The 17,469-nt window shown below is 68.2% G+C and carries 13 protein-coding genes and 1 pseudogene; 5 read left to right on the top strand and 9 right to left on the bottom strand.

The genetic code is table 11. The features are described 5' to 3' along the window. Nucleotides 1–26 precede the first annotated feature (26 nt). On the bottom strand, nucleotides 27–938 hold the full coding sequence (gene mshB, locus A5732_RS24170) for an N-acetyl-1-D-myo-inositol-2-amino-2-deoxy-alpha-D-glucopyranoside deacetylase (protein WP_076056013.1): 912 nt from the start codon (nucleotides 936–938) through the stop codon (nucleotides 27–29). A gap of 96 nt (nucleotides 939–1,034) precedes the next feature. Between mshB and A5732_RS24165 the strand changes: the two genes are divergently transcribed. Beyond that, nucleotides 1,035–1,646, top strand: coding sequence for a TetR/AcrR family transcriptional regulator (locus tag A5732_RS24165; protein ID WP_076056011.1), 612 nt, complete (start codon nucleotides 1,035–1,037; stop codon nucleotides 1,644–1,646). A 9-nt stretch (nucleotides 1,647–1,655) separates the two neighbouring features. On the opposite strand, the gene A5732_RS24160 is transcribed toward A5732_RS24165, so the two are convergent. The 7 genes and pseudogenes from A5732_RS24160 to A5732_RS24130 form a co-directional block, all read right to left on the bottom strand. After that, nucleotides 1,656–3,551: an ABC transporter family substrate-binding protein gene (locus A5732_RS24160; RefSeq protein WP_171975097.1), complete on the bottom strand. Its 1,896-nt coding sequence runs from the start codon at nucleotides 3,549–3,551 to the stop codon at nucleotides 1,656–1,658. Nucleotides 3,552–3,596: 45 nt separating this feature from the next. Then, nucleotides 3,597–5,486, bottom strand: a complete 1,890-nt coding sequence (gene typA, locus A5732_RS24155; protein WP_076056008.1) for a translational GTPase TypA — start codon at nucleotides 5,484–5,486, stop codon at nucleotides 3,597–3,599. A 70-nt stretch (nucleotides 5,487–5,556) separates the two neighbouring features. After that, nucleotides 5,557–6,288 carry a respiratory nitrate reductase subunit gamma gene (gene narI / locus A5732_RS24150; protein ID WP_076056007.1) on the bottom strand — a complete coding sequence of 244 codons (732 nt, stop codon included), beginning with the start codon at nucleotides 6,286–6,288 and terminating at the stop codon, nucleotides 5,557–5,559. Beyond that, nucleotides 6,281–6,950, bottom strand: a pseudogene (gene narJ / locus A5732_RS24145) (nitrate reductase molybdenum cofactor assembly chaperone). The gene narI and the pseudogene narJ overlap by 8 nt, the downstream one beginning before the upstream one ends. Continuing rightward, on the bottom strand, nucleotides 6,947–8,560 hold the full coding sequence (gene narH, locus A5732_RS24140) for a nitrate reductase subunit beta (protein ID WP_076103504.1): 1,614 nt from the start codon (nucleotides 8,558–8,560) through the stop codon (nucleotides 6,947–6,949). Before narH ends, narJ begins: the two are co-directional and overlap by 4 nt. A 34-nt stretch (nucleotides 8,561–8,594) precedes the next feature. Then, nucleotides 8,595–12,293 (bottom strand): nitrate reductase subunit alpha, encoded by a 3,699-nt coding sequence (locus tag A5732_RS24135; RefSeq protein ID WP_076103634.1) that lies wholly within the window; start codon nucleotides 12,291–12,293, stop codon nucleotides 8,595–8,597. Nucleotides 12,294–12,753: 460 nt separating this feature from the next. Further along, nucleotides 12,754–13,146: a (deoxy)nucleoside triphosphate pyrophosphohydrolase gene (locus A5732_RS24130; RefSeq protein WP_076056002.1), complete on the bottom strand. Its 393-nt coding sequence runs from the start codon at nucleotides 13,144–13,146 to the stop codon at nucleotides 12,754–12,756. Nucleotides 13,147–13,360: 214 nt separating this feature from the next. Between A5732_RS24130 and A5732_RS24125 the strand changes: the two genes are divergently transcribed. Next, nucleotides 13,361–14,134 carry a cell division protein DivIVA gene (locus tag A5732_RS24125; RefSeq protein WP_076056086.1) on the top strand — a complete coding sequence of 258 codons (774 nt, stop codon included), beginning with the start codon at nucleotides 13,361–13,363 and terminating at the stop codon, nucleotides 14,132–14,134. A 72-nt stretch (nucleotides 14,135–14,206) separates the two neighbouring features. Next, nucleotides 14,207–14,491 (top strand): 4a-hydroxytetrahydrobiopterin dehydratase, encoded by a 285-nt coding sequence (locus tag A5732_RS24120; protein ID WP_044487049.1) that lies wholly within the window; start codon nucleotides 14,207–14,209, stop codon nucleotides 14,489–14,491. Here A5732_RS24120 and A5732_RS24115 read toward each other — a convergent pair. Then, nucleotides 14,488–15,777 carry a mannosyltransferase gene (locus A5732_RS24115; RefSeq protein ID WP_076103503.1) on the bottom strand — a complete coding sequence of 430 codons (1,290 nt, stop codon included), beginning with the start codon at nucleotides 15,775–15,777 and terminating at the stop codon, nucleotides 14,488–14,490. The genes A5732_RS24120 and A5732_RS24115 overlap by 4 nt on opposite strands. A 151-nt stretch (nucleotides 15,778–15,928) precedes the next feature. Between A5732_RS24115 and A5732_RS24110 the strand changes: the two genes are divergently transcribed. Together A5732_RS24110 and A5732_RS24105 are read left to right on the top strand one after the other, a co-directional pair. Beyond that, nucleotides 15,929–16,687 (top strand): hypothetical protein, encoded by a 759-nt coding sequence (locus A5732_RS24110; protein ID WP_076103502.1) that lies wholly within the window; start codon nucleotides 15,929–15,931, stop codon nucleotides 16,685–16,687. 49 nt (nucleotides 16,688–16,736) lie between these two features. After that, nucleotides 16,737–17,469 (top strand): hypothetical protein (locus tag A5732_RS24105; protein WP_142256671.1); only part of this gene is annotated, 733 nt, incomplete at its 3' end.

The raw sequence follows: 17,469 nt of genomic DNA, 5'->3' as shown, positions 1-17,469 counted from the left end.
CCTTCCGTGGCTGCCTGATTGGCAGCCTACCGCGTGGGGGCCGCGGGAAAACCAAGCCCTGCGAGCAGGTCCGTCTCCCAGCCGCGCCCGTCGCGCTCCCCCGCGGCGCCGGCGGCCAGGACGTAGTGCTCGTCGCCGAGTATCGGTATCGCCACGTTGTTGGACAGCGCGCAGGCCCGACCGGTCGGTCCGACCACCACCTGGGTGGCATGCGCGGCGAGCGCCGCCCGCTTGGCCTCCCGGGCCGCCGGGGCGGTCTCGACGACGGCGTCGATGTCGGTGTCGGCGTAGCCGAAGGTGAACTCTTCCTTGGGCGGGATCGCCCACTCGGGCCGCAGATCCTCGGGCGTCAGGGCGTCCATGGCCGCCTCGAATGTGCGTGTCGCGAAGACCGACCAGTACAACTTCGGCACTGCCCAGGGCTCGCCGGGGAAGTCGGCGCCGGCCCCCGGCCCGGCCGCCGCCACGGCGGCCACCGTCACCCGGTGCGCGTGCACGTGATCGGGATGCCCGTAGCCTCCGCCCGGGTCGTAGGTCACGACGACGTGCGGGCGCTGCTCGCGAATGACGGCCACCAGCGCGCCGACGGTCTCGCGCTCGTCGGCGTCGATGAATCGTTGCCGGTGCCGCCGCGGAGTGCCGCGCATGCCCGAATCGCGCCACCGGCCGGCGCCCCCGAGATAGTGGGGTTCGCCGATGCCCAGCGCCCGCAGCGCGGCGGTCAATTCGCCGATCCGATAGCCGCCCAGCTGGTCGGCGCGATCGACGGCGAGTTCGGCCCAGCGATCGCCGATCACCTCGCCCTCTTCGCCCAGCGTGCAGGTGACGACGCGGACGTCCGCGCCGCTGGCGGCGTAGTGGGCGATGGTGGCGCCGGTGCCGAGGCTTTCGTCGTCGGGATGCGCGTGGACGAACAGCAGCCGCGGCGACTCAGGCATGGACGGCACCCTACCGTCAGCGGCGCCCATTTCGGCAGCCCGGCGGCTACCCACCGGTAAGCGACAGATAGGAACGCGCACGGCTACTATCAAGGAGTGCCTCAGCTAACGGACGCAGACCACACCGGCAGCCGAAGCCGTCGGCGAGGTGAGGTCCTCGAACGCGCCCTCTACGAGGCGACCCTGGCCGAGCTGACCGAAGTCGGTTACGGCGGCCTGACCATGGAGGGAATCGCGGCGCGGGCCCACACCGGCAAAGCCGCGCTCTACCGGCGCTGGGATACCAAGTGCGAGCTGGTGCACGCCGCTTTGGTTTTCGCGCTGCCGCCGCTGCCCGAGCTGCGTTCCGGCCGTTCGGCCAGAGAGAACCTGCTGGCGATGTTCACCGCCCAGCGTGACCTGCTGGCCGGAAAGACCAGCTTCCCCGGTCTGGACGTCATCCATCAGCTGTTGCACGAACCCGAGATGCGGGCCATCTTCGCCGACGCCGTGGTACGGCCGCGGCTGCAGATCGTGGAATCGATCCTGCAGGCCGCCATCGAGGACGGCGATCTGGACCCGCAGGTCGTCACGCCGCTCACCGCCCGCATCGGGTCGGCCCTGATCAACCAGCACTTCCTGCTGAACGGGTCGCCGCCGAACCGGCGCGAGCTGGCGCTGATGGTCGACACCGTGATCCCGCCGCGGGCGGCGCGGGCCGCCGACTGACGACGCGGGTTACGGCCCGGTCTTGATCCACTGGCCGGCGTCGCCGACGATGCCGACCGGAACCGCACCGGACAGGCTGACGTTCTGCACGCTCGGGCCGGCGGCGACGATCGTGGTGTCCTGCAGGATCGGCAGCACGGTGGACATGTTCCACAACCGCGGTTCCACCGCGGTGATCACGTCGTTGATGTTCTTGGTGCCGTTCAGGGCCGCGTCGATGTTCGACTGGATGCTGCGATCGCAGATCCCCGTCAGGTTCGACGGCGCCTGCACCAGGGCGTTGGGATCGGCGGGGCGGCTGGGTGGCGGCGTCGTCGTCGGGGTCGTCGACGGGGCGGCCGGGCCGGTGGACGGCTTCGGACCGGCGGAGGGGGTGGGCACGGGCGCCGGCCCGTTGGAAATCGGAACCTGGGTCGATTCCAGTGCGCGACAGCCATATCGGGCGGCGAGCCGCGTCGCCAGGTTTCCGCCCGCCTGATGCCAGCCGACGATCGCGTCGACTCGGTTGTCGTTCAGCGCGTCGTGATACAGGGTGACCGGGTCCAGCGCCAGCACGGTCGCGGCGATGCCGACGTTGCGCAACCGGTCGGCGGCGGTGTTGGCCACCGCGACCGCGGTCGGGTCATTCGCCGCCACCCCGATGACCAGTGAAAGCTGTTGGCCGTCCTTGCTGATCCGGCCGCGGATGACCTCGGGCGGCCCGGTGTTCGGCGGGGTCGGCTCAGGTGATGCCGAGGAGTTGGGTTCGACCTTGTATCCGGCGCCCTCCAGCAACGCCAGCGCCGCGGGCGTCGTCATCGCCGGGGGCGCGGTCGGCTCGTATCCGGGGTCGCTCGGCGCGCGGATCTGGGCCTGGGCCAGGGTGACGGTGTTGTCGCTGCCCGCGCCCACCGCGGCGAGCAGGTCGACGTCGAGCAGCCCCAGGATCGCCTTACGCACTTGCGTGTCAGCCAGTTTGGCCTCGGTGGCCCGCAGCGTGAGCTGCATGACCCGCGGCGTCACGATCCGGGCGGTCCGGACGTCGGGGATGGCGGACAGCTGCGCGAAGGCCGCCGAGCCGCCATGCACCTGCGCCACCTGGGTGTCGCCGTTGCGCACGGAATCGGCCAGCGCGGCCGGCGCACCGGCGCGCCGGAAGAGAATGAGCGCGGGTTTCGCCGGCGGTCCCCAGTAGCGGTCGTTGCGCGCCACCAGGATCTCGTCGCGCTGCGGATCGATGCTCTCCACGCGGAATTGCCCGCCGGTGACCGGAAGCGCCCGGGCCAGGCCGGCGGCAAAGCCCCCGGGCACGTCCTTGACGATGTGCGCCGGAAGGATGTTGCTGAACAACTCTTTCCACGACGGATACGGTTCGGCGAAAGTGACCACCGCCTGCTTGCCCCCCTCCAGGGACTGCACGCCGGTTATGAGGTCGTACCCGGCCGGGTCGACGACCCCTGGCTGGCTGACCATCTGGTGCCACAGGTACCAGAAGTCGTCGGCGGCGATCGGCGCGTTGTCGGTCCACTGCGCCTCGGGCCGGATCTTGTAGGTCACCGTGAACGGGTTCTGGTTGGTCACCTCGGCCGACACCAGCAGGGTGGGGTCCATCTCCCAGCGTGAGCCGGTCGGCGTGTTGGGGTCGGGGACGGGCCGGAAGGCGCTGGGCAACACCAGCGCGCTGATCGCGGCGTTCACCGGGGACAGGTCGGACAGCAGGTGCGGATTGAAGCCCGCTCCGATCGAGTCGATGCCCATGATGATCTCGCTGACCCGGGGCGGCGGCGGAACCGAATTGTGCGGCGTATCGGTGCTCTGCGGCGCCGGCGGCGGGTTGACCGTGCAGGCCGACAGGACGAGTCCGACCAACGAGACGAGGCCGCCGAGCACCATGAACAAGCGGCGGACGCGTCTCGGCACGCTGATCAGGGTATCGAGCAGCTGCCCAGCAGCCCGTCCGACCACGCGGTGTTAACCCCGGGCCTTGGCGCGCGACCGGCTGCGGGCCCGGGAGGTGGCGTCCAGCTCGACCTTGCGCACCCGCACGATCTCCGGGGTCACCTCGACGCATTCGTCTTGTGCGCAGAACTCCATGGCCTGCTCGAGATCGAGCTCGAGCGGCCTGGCCAACGTTTCGATGACATCGGCGGTCGACGAGCGCATGTTGGTCAGTTTCTTCTCGCGGGTGACGTTGATGTCGAGATCCTCTGCGCGCGGGTTGATTCCGACGACCATGCCCTCGTAGGTGTCCTGGCCGGGCTCGACGAAGAACTGGCCCCGGTCGGCGAGCTGGATCATGGCGAACGGCGTGATGGTGCCGGCGCGGTCGGACACCAGCGAGCCGGTGTGGCGGGCGCGGATCTCCCCCGCCCACGGCCGGTAGCCGTCGAACACGGCGTTGGCGATGCCGGTGCCGCGGGTCAGGGTGAGGAAGTCGGTGCGGAAGCCGATCAGGCCGCGGCTGGGCACGATGAAGTCCATCCGGACCCAGCCCGCCGCGTGGTTGGTCATCTCTTCCATGCGGCCCTTGCGGGCGGCCATCAGCTGGGTGATCGCGCCGACGAACTCGTCGGGGCAGTCGATGGTCATCGCCTCGTAGGGCTCGTGCAGCTTGCCGTCGATCGTTTGCGTGACCACCTGCGGCTTGCCGACCGTGAGCTCGAAACCCTCGCGCCGCATCTGCTCGACGAGCACCGCAAGCGCGAGCTCGCCGCGGCCCTGCACCTCCCAGGCGTCGGGCCGGTCGATGTCGACGACCTTGATGGAGACGTTGCCGACGAGTTCGGCGTCGAGCCGCGACTTCACCATGCGAGCGGTCAGCTTGTGCCCCTTCACCTTGCCGGCCAGCGGCGAGGTGTTGGTGCCGATGGTCACAGAGATCGCGGGCTCGTCGACGGTGATGCGCGGCAGCGCGTGCGCGTGGTCCGGATCGGCCAGCGTGTCGCCGATCATGATCTCCGGAATGCCCGCGACGGCGACGATGTCCCCGGCGATGGCTTCGTCGGTGGGCGTGCGTTCCACGCCCTCGGTCACCAGCAGTTCGGTGATCTTCGCGTTCGTGATGACGGGATGCCCGTCCACCTCGCGCATCCAGGCCACCTGCTGGCCCTTACGGATCCGGCCCTTGTAGATGCGGATCAGCGCGAGCCGGCCGAGGAAGGCCGACGCGTCGAGGTTGGTCACCAGCGCCTGCAGCGGCGCCTCGGGATCGCCCTGCGGCGGCGGAATGTGCTCGAGCAGAACGTCGAACAGCGGGTCGAGGTTGTCGCCCTCGGGGTTCTCGCCATTGGCCGGTTCCGTCGTGCTGGCGATGCCCGCCCGCCCCGAGGCGTACAGCGTCGGCAGGTCGAGGGCGTGCTCGGCGGCCTTCTGCGCTTCCTCGTCGAGGTCCGATGCGACGTCGAGCAGCAGGTCGTGGCTCTCCGAGACGACCTCGGAGATCCGGGCGTCCGGCCGGTCGGTCTTGTTGACGACCAGGATCACCGGAAGGTGGGCGGCCAGGGCCTTGCGCAGCACGAAACGGGTCTGCGGCAGCGGGCCCTCGGAGGCGTCGACCAACAGGAGCACCCCGTCGACCATGGACAGTCCGCGCTCCACCTCACCACCGAAGTCGGCGTGGCCGGGGGTGTCGATGACATTGATGACGGTCGTCGTTCCGTCCGCATTCTTGCGATGCACGGCCGTGTTCTTGGCCAGAATCGTGATGCCCTTTTCCTTCTCCAGGTCCCCGGAGTCCATCAGGCGCTCGACCGCGTCGTCACCCCGGTGGTGCAGCGCGCCCGACTGCCGCAGCATCGCGTCAACCAGGGTGGTCTTTCCGTGGTCGACGTGGGCGACGATGGCGACGTTGCGAAATAGCACGTCGGTGATTGTGGCAGCGGGGGCCCCGGATAGCGAACCGGCTGGTAACCGGTCGCCCCTTGCCGCCCCGCTACCAGCCCCGACGGCGCGGTGCCGTACCGACCAGTTGGTCCTTGCCGGCCGCCTCGCGGCTGCGGTAGACGATATAGGGCCTGAACAGATAGACGACCGGGGCGCTGAACACGTGCACCAGCCGGGTGAAGGGCCAGAGCGTGAACAGCACCATGCCGATCAGGGCGTGCAGCTGGTAGTCCAGCGGCGCGTTGGTCATCACCTCACCGTGCGGCTGGAATATCCAGATCCGGCGGAACCACAAGCCGACCGTGTAGCGATAGTGGAACTCGCCGCCGTGCGGGCCGGTGCCGATCAGGTCGCAGTACAGGCCCACCACGATCGCCAGCAGCAGCACCACGTACATCACCTTGTCGCTGCGGCTGGTGGCCATGGTCACCGCCGGGCGGGTGAACCTGCGGTAGATCAGCAACCCGATCCCGATCAGGGTCGCGATGCCGGCCACCGACCCGGCGATGACCGCCTGGAGGTGATAGAAGTGGTCGCTCATCTTCATCATCTGGGTGACCTTCGGCGGGACGAACAGTCCCATCACGTGTCCGGCGAACACCGCCAGGATGCCGAAATGGAAGATGGGGCTGGCGATGTTCAGCAGTCGCGACTCGTAGATCTGCGACGAGCGTGAGGTCCAGCCGAATTTGTCGTAGCGGTAGCGCCACCAGGTGCCCACGATTAGCACCGACAGCGTGACGTAGGGCGCTATGTCCCAGAACAGGACGTTGCTAAACACTTGGCGTTCCTTTACTTCGGTGGCACGGTCAGGGTAAATGGTTGCAGCCCAACGGCTTCCGCCGGTGGTCCGGCTTTCGCCAGCCGCTCGGCGCGGCGAACTTCCTGATCGGTTGCGACGGGCAGGGTCTCGCAGACCGCCGTGACCGTCGGTTCGTATGGCGACTTGGCGTCGGCCAGGGCGCCGCGCAGCACGTCGATCGGCACGCGGTGCTGATCCAGCAGTCGCCGACCCACCTCGGGATCGACGGTGGCGGCGAATTCGAGCACCACCGTCAGATGGTCGGGCGCCTCGCCGCTTGGCGGCGTCACACCCGCCTCCCGGTACGCGGTGGCGAACGCCAGCATCTCCCGGCCGCGATTGCGGGTGTCCCCCGCGGTCCAGTAGGTCAGGTACATCGTGCAGCGCCGGCGCATGTCGAAGGTGGCGACGTAGTCCATCGCGGCGGCCATCGGCTCGCGGGCGCGCAGCGCCGCGACCGTCTGCCCGAGCAGCGCCGCCGGCGGACCGCTGATGTGGGCGAGCAATTCGTCGACAACGTCCAGCCGCCCGGCCAACCCGTCGTCGGGGTAGGCCAGCAGCAGCGACGCCGCCTGCCACACCAGGCGATCCTGCATCGTCCGGTTGGTAGAGCGCTCGCGAAGCGCCGCAAGCAGTTTCATCGCTGCGGCTCTTCGGGGAACATTCCGGCGGGCACCTGGCCGCCCTTCCAGTTGAGCAGGTTCACCCGGCCGGACGGCCGCATGTTGCCGGGATCGTCGCCGCGCTGCTGGAGGGTGTGGAAGGTCTCCACCGACACCACCGGATCCGACTCGTACATGCCGGGCCCGCCGTCACCCGTCAGCGAGCAGCCCATCTCCTCGAGGTCGCGGGCCTGCGGCGCGAACGCGGTCGGAATGACGTAGCGCTCCTCGTATTTCGCGATGGCGAGCAGCCGGTACATCTCGTAGATCTCTTCTTCGGTCAGGCCGACCGAATGCGGGATGTGCGGCTGGGTCTCGCGGCCGAGGTTGATGTCACGCATGTAGGAGCGCATCGCCGCAAGCCGCCGCAGCACGCCCTCGACCACCGCGGTGTCGCCGGCGGTGAACAGTTCGGCTAAATACTGCATCGGGATGCGCAGCGCGTCCAGCGCGCCGAACAGGTTGCCGATGTCCTCCCCGTCGTGCCCGTCGCGGCTGACCGCGTCGACCACCGGCGACAGCGGCGGGATGTACCAAACCATCGGCATGGTGCGGTATTCCGGGTGCAACGGCAGCGCCACCTTGTAGGTGTGGATAAGCGCATACACCGGGGAACGTTGTGCGGACTCGATCCACTCGTCCGGGATGCCCTCCGCCCGCGCGCCGGCGATGACCTCCGGATCGTTGGGGTCCAGCAGGATCTCGCACTGCGCCGGATACAGATCGGTCTCCTTCTCCACCGACGCCGCCTGAAGCACCCGGTCGACGTCGTAGAGCACCACGCCCAGATAGCGCAGCCGCCCCACGCAGGTCTCCGAGCAGATGGTCGGCAGGCCGACCTCCATCCGCGGATAGCACAGCGTGCACTTCTCGGCCTTGCCCGTCTTGTGGTTGAAATAGACCTTCTTGTAAGGACATCCGGACACACACATCCGCCAGCCGCGGCAGCGGTCCTGGTCGACCAGCACGATGCCGTCCTCGCTGCGCTTGTACATCGCGCCCGACGGGCACGACGCGACGCAGGACGGGTTGAGGCAATGCTCGCAGATGCGGGGCAGGTAGAACATGAAGGTTTCTTCGAGCGAGAGTTTGACCTCTTCGCTGACCTTCTTCAGGATCGGGTCCTCGGTCAGGACCTCCGGCGACCCGGCCAGGTTGTCATCCCAGTTCGGCCCCCACGAAATCTTCATGGGCTCACCGGTTATCAGGCTCTTGGGTGCGGCCGTCGGGAAGGTGTCACCCGCGGGCGCCGTGGTCAGGTTTTCGTAGTCGTAGGTCCAGGGCTCGTAGTAGTCGCCGATTAGGGGCAGCTTCGGATTGGCGAATATCCGCAGCAGTTTCTGCAGGCGACCGCCGTCGCGCAGCCGCAGCCGGCCCTTCTTGTCGCGGATCCAGCCGCCGCGCCACCGCTCCTGGTCCTCGTAGGTGCGCGGATAGCCTTGTCCGGGACGGGTTTCGACGTTGTTGAACCAGACGTATTCGGTACCGGATCGGTTGGTCCAGGCCTGCTTGCAGGTCACCGAACACGTGTGACAACCGATGCATTTGTCGAGGTTCATCACCATCGCCAACTGCGCCATGACCTTCATCGCGGTCCCCCCTTTCGCGCCGTGTCGGTGCCCATCAGTACTGCACCTCCTGGCTGCGACGACGCACGACGGTCACCTCATCGCGCTGGTTACCGGTCGGGCCCAGGTAATTGAACGCGAACGCGTGCTGACCGTAGCCGCCGGCCAGGTGGCTCGGCTTGATGCGCACCCGGGTCAGCGCGTTGTGGTTACCGCCGCGCTTGTTGTTGGTTTCGGAGCGCGGCGTGTCCACGGTGCGCTCCTGAACGTGGTAGACGTAGACCACGCCGTCGGGCATCCGGTGCGAGACGATCGCCCGGCACACGTAGATGCCGTTGACGTTTACCGCCTCAACCCAATCATTATCGCGCACTTGGATTTTCGCCGCATCGCCCGGGCTCATCCACATCGTCGGGCCGCCGCGGGACAACGACAGCATGTACAGGTTGTCCTGGTAGGTGGAGTGGAACGACCACTTCGAGTGCGGCGTCAGGTACCGGACGGTGAGCCCGATGCCGTCCTCGCATGCGCCGAGCGTGGGCTGGCCGAACAGGCGCGCCATGTCCAGCGGCGGCCGGAACACCGGCAGGTGCTCGCCGAGCTCCTCGACCCAGTCATGCGCGAGATAGAAATGCATTCGCCCGGTGAGGGTGTGGAACGGCTTGAGGTTCTCGATGTTGATGGTGAACGGCGCGTAGCGGCGGCCGCCCGTTTCGCTGCCCGACCACTCCGGGCTGGTGACCACGGGAACGGGCCGCGCCTGGGTGTCGGCGTAGCTGATGCGCTTGTCCTCGCTGCCTTCTGCCAGATGCACCAGCCGCTGACCGGTGCGCTTCTCCAGTTCGTGGAAGCCCTCGACCGCCAGCCGGCCGTTGGTGGTGCCGGACAGCAGCAGCAGCACGTCGGCCATCCGCGACGCGGTGGTGATGGCCGGACGACCCGCCGCCACACCGGATTTGAGCACACCGAACTTGGCGGCGAGCTCCTCGACCTCGCGGAAGGGGTGCACCGTGATGCCCTTGGTGGTCAGGCCGAATTTGTCGACCAGCGGGCCCAGGGTCAGCCACTTGTCGTAGATGGCGGTGTAGTCGCGCTCCACCACGGTGAGCTTGCCCATCGTCCGCCCCGGCACCGGCGTCGCACCGGAGTGCAACCAATCCTGTTCGGTGCCATCGGGATAGGCCATCGCGTCCGGGGTGTCGTGCTGCAGCGCGGTGAGCACCACGTCGGTGCGGGTACCCAGGTGGTCCTTGGCCATGGTGCTGAAGGCTCGGGCGACGGCGCCGAAAGCGTCGAAGTCCGAACGGGTTTCCCACGGCGGATCGGTCGCGGCGCTGAACGCATGCACGTAGGGGTGCATGTCGGTGCTGGAGATGTCGGCCTTCTCGTACCAGGTCGCCGCCGGCAGCACGATGTCGGACACCAGCGTCGTCGAGGTCATCCGGAAGTCGATCGACATCATCAGGTCGAGCTTGCCCTCGGGGATGTCCCCCTCGCACGTGACGTCAGCGGGCCGGACCCCCTCCTCCGGAGGCAGCGCCGAAGCGTTGGAATCGGTCCCCAGCAGATGGCGCAGGAAGTACTCGCCGCCCTTGCCCGACGAACCGATCAGGTTGGCGCGCCAAACGGTAAGCACCCGTGGCCAATTCACGGGGTTGTCGGGATCGGTCACGGCGAGCTTCAGCTTGCGCTGGCCGAGCTGTTCGGCGACGTAGTCGGCGACGTCGCGGTCGGCGGCGCGTGCCTCGTCGGCGACGTCCAGACTGGACCGGTCGAACTGGGGGTAGTACGGGCTCCACCCCATGGCCACCGAGGACGCCAGCAGGTCCATGGTGTGCTTGCCCGCGAACCTGCCCCGGCCCACCGGGCTGGCCAGCTTGTCCGCGCCGTACCCGTCGTAGCGCCATTGGTCGGTGTGTGCGTACCAGTACGAGGCGCCGGGCACCTGTCGTGGTGGACGCACCCAGTCGGTTGCCATCGCCATCGTCTGGAATCCGGTGAGCGGGCGCACCTTTTCCTGGCCGACGTAATGGGCCCAGCCGCCGCCGTTGCGGCCCATCGATCCGGTCAGCATCAGCAGCGCGAGCACCGCACGGTAGATGGCGTCGCTGTGGAACCAGTGGCAGATGCCGCCACCCATGATGATCATGGAGCGGCCGCCGGATTCCTCGGCGCTGTGCGCGAATTCCCTTGCCACCCGGATGGCCTGGGCGGCCGACACGCCGGTGATCGCTTCCTGCCACGCCGGGGTGTTCTGCTGGGTGGCGTCGTCGTAGCCGGTGGGCCATTCGCCGGGCAGGCCGGGCCGCGCCACACCGTATTGGGCGAGCATCAGGTCGAAGACGGTACACACCAGGTGCTTACCGATGCGGCGCACCGGGACACCGCGCGCCACGGTGGTGCCCTCGCCGTCCACCGTGTCGAAGCTGGGCAGGTGGACCAGCGCGCTGTCCTCGTCCCCGTTGCGGCGGCGGGCGTCGCGCACGCTGAGCGCCGGCGTCAGCTCGCCCAGATCGAGATTCCATTTGCCGACGCCCGATTCGCCGTACCGGAATCCCAGCGAACCGTGCGGCACCACAACGGAATCGGTCGTCTCGTCCAGCACGGCGGGCTTGAGCGCCGCATTCTCGACGGCCTCCCCCAGATCCGCGGCCGTGAGGTTCTTTCCCGGCACCAGCATGTCGCCGCGTTCTTCCAGCTTGATCAGGAACGGCAGGTCGGTGTAGCGGCGGGAATAGTCGGCGAAGAACGGAACCTGCTTGCGGACATAGCATTCCGAGAGGATGACGTGACCCATTGCCATGGCAAGCGCCCCGTCGGTGCCGGCCGCACACGGCATCCACTCGTCGGCGAACTTGGTGTTGTCGGCGTAGTCCGGACTGACGGTCACCACCTTGGTGCCGCGGTAGCGCGCCTCGGCCATCCAGTGCGCGTCGGGCGTGCGGGTGATCGGGACGTTGGAGCCCCACATCATCAAATACGCTGCGTCCCACCAGTCCCCGGATTCGGGCACATCGGTCTGATCGCCGAAGACCTGCGGCGAGGCGACCGGCAGGTCGGCGTACCAGTCGTAGAACGACGTCATCGGGGCGCCGATCAGCTCGAAGAACCGCGAGCCCGCGGTGTAGGACACCATCGACATCGCGGGGATCGGAGAGAACCCGGCGACGCGATCCGGTCCGTAGGTCTTGATGGTGTGCACGTGGGCGGCGGCGATCAGCTCGGTGGCCTCGGCCCAGGTGACCCGGACCAGCCCGCCCTTTCCGCGCGCCTGCTGATAGCGGCGGCGACGTTCGGGATCCGCCTGGATGTCGGCCCACGCCAGCACCGGGTCGCCGAGCCGCGCCTTGGCCTCCCGGTACATCTCGACCAGCACGCCCCGGGCGTACGGGTAGCGCACGCGGGTCGGCGAGTAGCTGTACCAGGAAAACGACGCACCACGCGGACAGCCGCGCGGTTCGTACTCGGGCCGGTCCGGACCCACCGACGGGTAATCGGTCTGCTGGGTCTCCCAGGTGATGATCCCGTCTTTGACGTAGATCTTCCACGAGCAGGACCCGGTGCAGTTCACCCCGTGCGTGGAGCGAACCACCTTGTCGTGGCTCCAGCGGTCCCGGTAGAACACGTCGGCTTCGCGGCCGCCCTCCCGCGTCACCGTGCGCAGGTCGGCCGAGATCTCGCCGGGCGTGAAAAACCGCCCGCTGCGCTCCAAGAGCTCCTCGAGCACTCCGCCAATGTGAGGTGTGACAGTCAAGAAGTGCTCCTCCAATTCGGTAGCGTCGCGCCTCGTCGCCGGGCCGATCGTTCGGCCCCGTGTGCATTGTGTTCGGCAATCAGCCCGGTGATCCACCCGCCCGCACCAGCTCGGATCGGCTCAACGCTCGGCATCTCAGGCCCGCGGGCTGGGGGGCGATACAGCACCAGCATAGGTCTGCGCCGAGGGCGAAATCAGGTTCGCCGCGCGTGGGCAAATTACGGAAAAAGTCGTGATGAGCATCCGTATTTGCGCGCCCTTCAGTGTCCCGGCACGGCGCCGAGGCCATGACGGGAAGGTCTGCACAAGCATTCGGCTCGATATCGGCACGCACATCCAGGGCAGCTTCGTGTGGCGTCGTTATTACAAGTCATATTGTTCTATTCAGTTCACTAGGAAGACCTGCAACGCGGCTGTACATAAGCTGCCGGAAGTCTGTGGACTTGTTATGAGGCACCCGTCAAAGGGCCCGGTTCAGGTCCCCTAACCAGCCACGATCGGCCGGAACCCAGTCGAGATCGTGCAGCTCAGCAGCCGTGATCCAGCGCAACGCGCCGTGATCGCGGGCGTCGGGCTCGCCGCGGATCAGGCGCACGCGGTAGGCCCGCAGCGTGAACCGGCCGTCCACCGCGACGTCGGCACCCAGCCGCTCGCCCACCGCGACGTCACCGACCGCCAGGCCCAGCTCCTCGGCCAGCTCGCGAGCTAGCGCGTCGCGCTCGGTTTCACCGGGTGCGACCTTGCCACCGGGCAGCTCCCACAGGCCGGCAAGCTCCGGCGGACGCACGCGTTGGGCCACCAAGACCTTGGCGTCGCAGATCACGGCGCCCGCGACGACGATCTGGGTCGGCATGGCCAGTGACGGTATACCGTCGGGGCCCCCGGCCAGGCCACGACGCCCTCAGCCGGTGAAGACCAAATTTCACCGGGAGGGCATCGAAACCCCGCGATGTGGATCGAATTCCCTTGTGACACAACGGTTCTGTTCCGATTTGAGCGCCATCGTGAGATACTCGGCTCTAGCCGGTCACTATCTCTATAGGCACTTCCAGGAATGGGGGTTGGCAATGACCACCGAACCCGCAACGACGTTCTCCCGCACGTTCAGGGGCTATGACACGGCTGCGGTCGACGCCTACATCGAGGTGTTGCTCGCCAAGCAGAAGTTCCTGATCGACGAAGTCCGCAACCTCAGGGCCGAGCGAAACGAATCCGGCAATGAAGCGGTCGCGCTCCGGATCGAAGTCGCCTGCCTCAAGGATGAGGTCGCCCTCCTCTCGGACACCTCGCCGTCGCCGTACGCGATGCAGCATCGGATGGCGAAGTTGCTGCGGCGTGCGCTCGATGAGATTTCCCAGATGCAGGGCGAGTCACGCGCCGAGGTAGAAGCGCTGATCGCCGAGGCCGAGGCCGAGGCCGAGGCCGCCCAACGAGAGCACCGGGAGTTGCTGGCGGACATCGCCGAGCAACGCAAAGCGCTGGAGGCGGAGTGTGCGGCGACCAGGAAAGAGTTCGACGCCGAACTCGCCAGGATGCGCGCTGAAGCCCGGTCGTCGATCGAAGCGGCGTGGCAGGAAGCCCAGCATGAGCGCGACCAACTCCTCGCCGAGGCGAAACAGAGAGCTCGTTATTGCGATGAGCAGGCTCGGCGGGCGCTGGGTGAGGCGAATCAGCGACGAATCATGATCCTGGAAGAACTGATGGGCGTAGCCCGCGACCTTCAAAGGGTTCCGGCGATCCTCGAGACGGCATACCAAGAACGAAACAACCCGCCGGAGGAAAGCGTCGTGGTGCAGCTGGACCAGAAAAGTCAGGCACCGGGTCCCGCTGTTGCCTCGTAGCTGACCGCCCATCGGGAAGGGTCGCATATTTCTCTACCGCGGCATGGCCGGTGACGGTATAGCGTCGGAGGCATGGCTGTGTTAACGGATGAGCAAGTAGACGCCGCACTGCCCGATCTCAACGGATGGGAGCGCGCCGACGGCGCCCTGCGCCGCTCGATCAAATTTCCGAGTTTTCTCGCCGGCATCGATGCCGTACGCCGGGTGGGCGAGCACGCGGAGAGCAAGGACCACCACCCGGACATCGATATTCGTTGGCGGACAGTGACTTTCGCCCTCGTCACACACTCTGAGGGCGGCATCACCAAAAACGACATCGATATGGCCCGCGACATCGACGGCATCGTCGACAACTAGACGGCGGCCGGGCGCTTCTCCTCGGTCTCCCGACTGCCGCTAGCGGCGATCCAGATCAACGTCGCCACCGCCGCCACGATGTAGATCAGGCCGGCCCACGCCAGGTACCACGGTCGGCTTATCTGCCAGATGGTCGGTTGGGCGAAGCTCAGCAACCACGGCACGCCGATCACGGTGAGTGCCAGCCAGCCCCAGCCCACGATGCGCGCTCCGCGCAGCTCGCGCACCGGGCCGTGGATCGCCCAGATCATCAGCGGCACCAGCCACACCCAGTGGTGGGTCCACGAAATCGGTGAAAGCAGCAGCCCGAACAGCTCCACCACCAGGAGCCTGCCCAGCCGATCGGCGGGGTCCAGCGCGCGCCAGGCCAGGACGGCCAGCACCGCGGTGACGGCGACGGCGGCCACCAGCAGCGGGCCGAATCCCACGTCGTGGCCCAGGATCCGTGAAATGCCGCCGCGCCAGGACTGATTGAACGAGGTGGCGATGGGGCCCACCCGGTGGGCATCGCCCAGCAGGTCGGTGAAGTAGAAGCGCGTCTGATCCCCGACGACCAAGGCCGAAATCCCAATGGTGGCAACGAAAACGACCGCCGAGAACACCGCGGCGCCCCACCGGCGGGCGCCGAGCAGATAGACACCGGAGATCGCGGGGGTCAACTTGATGCCGGCCGCCGCGCCCACGAGCAGCCCCGACAGCCACCACCGGGTGGTGTAGACCGCCCACAGCACCGCGGTCATCAGCAACACGTTGACCTGTCCGTAGTCGAATGTGCTGCGCAGCGGCTCGGTCCAGATGGCGACCGCCGTCCACAACATCGCGACACGCCGGCCCGCGGCGTCGTCGGCCACGCCCATCAGGCGCTGGCTGAGCCGCACCGCGCCGTACAGCGCGGCCATGGTGGCGATCTGCCAGAGGAAGGCCACGACGCCGAACGGCAACAGGTGCAGTGGGTAGAACACGACCGCCGCGAACGGCGGGTAGGTGAACGGCAGCGGGAAGTCCGGCGTCTGGTCGGCGTAGACGTAGCTGTACAAGGTGCCGGGGTGGTCGATCGCCGCCGACCCGCCGAGGTACACGTGCAGGTCGACGAAGTTCGCGCCATTGGGAGCCAGATACGTCCACGCCAGCCGCGCGGCGATGCTCGCGATGAGCAGCATCGGCGCGGCCGCCTGAAGGAGAGTCGCCAACCGCTGGGGCTTGGGTGCCGCCGGAGCGGCCGAGGTGGTGTCTATCCGCCCGACTTTAGCGAGCGGGGTACGCGCCGCCCCGCCGTCGGTCCCCATTCAGCTTCGTGCAGGGCTCTTTTCACCCGTTGGGTCACCCTTGTCACTCGTATCCGTAACGAGTTCATAAATGCCACACGTGTCACTTGAGTCCCATCTGCATCAAAGTAACTTCAGCGCCGAACCTGTAATCGATCAATCAGGGAGAGTCATGCCAACCATCTGGACTTACATGCGTGCAGCCGCCGTCGTGGTCGGTTCGTCCGCAGCACTATTGACGGGCGGAATCGCCCACGCCGACCCCGTGCCGGCCCCGGCCATGCCGAACATTCCGCAGCAGCTGATCAGTTCGGCGGCCAACGCACCGCAAATCCTGCAGAACCTCGCGACCGCACTCGGCGCCACGCCGCCGGCGGCTCCGGCCACTCCGGGCATCAGCTTCCCGGGTGTTCCGGCGGCCACCTCTCCGGCGACTGCGGCGGCTCCGGCGGCGGGACTTCCGTCGATCCCCGGACTGACCGCACCGACCGGCCCCGCCGCCCAGGTGCCTTCTGCGGCGGCCAACCCCTTCCTTCCGGGACTGGCGCAGTCGGCGACCCCCGCAGCGCCGTCGACGGCGACCGGCGGTATTCCGGGGATGATCCAGGGCCTGACGGGTGCGCAGCCGGCGGCTGCGGGTCCCGCCGCTCCGTCCGCTCCTTCGATCCCGGGCCTGCCCGCGATCCCGGGGCTGTCGTCTCCGGCTGCACCGGCCACTCCGCCGGCTCCGCAGCTCCCGCAGGCGCAGGTCAACATGCCGGCGATGCCGGCCGGCCTGCCGGTCAGTGTGCCTCCGAAAATGACGCTCCCGCAGGACCTGCCGGCGCTCGCTTCGGGTCAGGCTCCGGCCGCACCGGCGGCACCCGCGGCACCGGCGGCACCCGCGCCGGCCGCCAGCCCGGTATCGCCACTGCTGGCCGCCCTGCCCTGATCAGTTTCGTAAACGGCTAAATCGCTACTGGAACCGGAGGACACACACCGTGGCAACCACTTGGAATCTGTCCAAAGGTTTGGCCGCTGTCGTCACGGCATCGGCTGTCGCGTTCGGGCTCTGCCCGAGCGCGGCAGCCGACCCGGCGGCACCGCAGCCGACACCGCAACCGAATGCGGCCCAAGGACTGCCGGGTCTGCCTGCTTTGTCGCAGCTGAGCCCGCTCATCCAGCAAGCGGCGACCGACCCGCAGCAAGCGACACAGCTGCTGATGGCCGCAGCGCAAGCCTTCGCGCACAACCCGAGCACGCCCAACGAGTCGAAAAACGTTGCGGCCGCAGTCAATCAGTTCGTCGCCGAGCCCGGCGCGCCGGCGCAACACGTGCCCGCGGCGGGGGTGGAACCCGGTTTGCAGGCTCACCTGCCGGCCGGCATCAACCCGGCCCACGCGGCCGGCCCGGCCCCAGCGGCGGCACCCGGCGGACCGGCCCCCGAGGCGGCACCCGCAGCCGCACCCGCACCCGCGGCCGCGCCGGCACCCGCAGCCGCTCCGGTACCCGCAGCCGCACCCGCACCCGCCGTGCCCGCACCCGCGGCCGCTCCGGCGCCCGAGGCGCATCTGCCGGCCGGCATCGACCCGGCGCACGCGGCCGGTCCCGCGCCCGCCGCGGCACCCGCCGCGCCGGGTCCCGCCCAACCGGCCAACGTGCCGGCCGCGGCGCCTGTCCCGGCGCCACCGGCGCCGGCAGCGGCCCCCCCGGCCCCCGCGCCCGCACCGGAGG

The organism is Mycobacterium colombiense, assembly GCF_001953985.1.
GTDB lineage: Bacteria > Actinomycetota > Actinomycetes > Mycobacteriales > Mycobacteriaceae > Mycobacterium > Mycobacterium colombiense_B.
The sequence above is the reverse complement of the archived record's forward strand: the minus strand, read 5'-3'. Positions and strand labels throughout refer to the sequence as shown.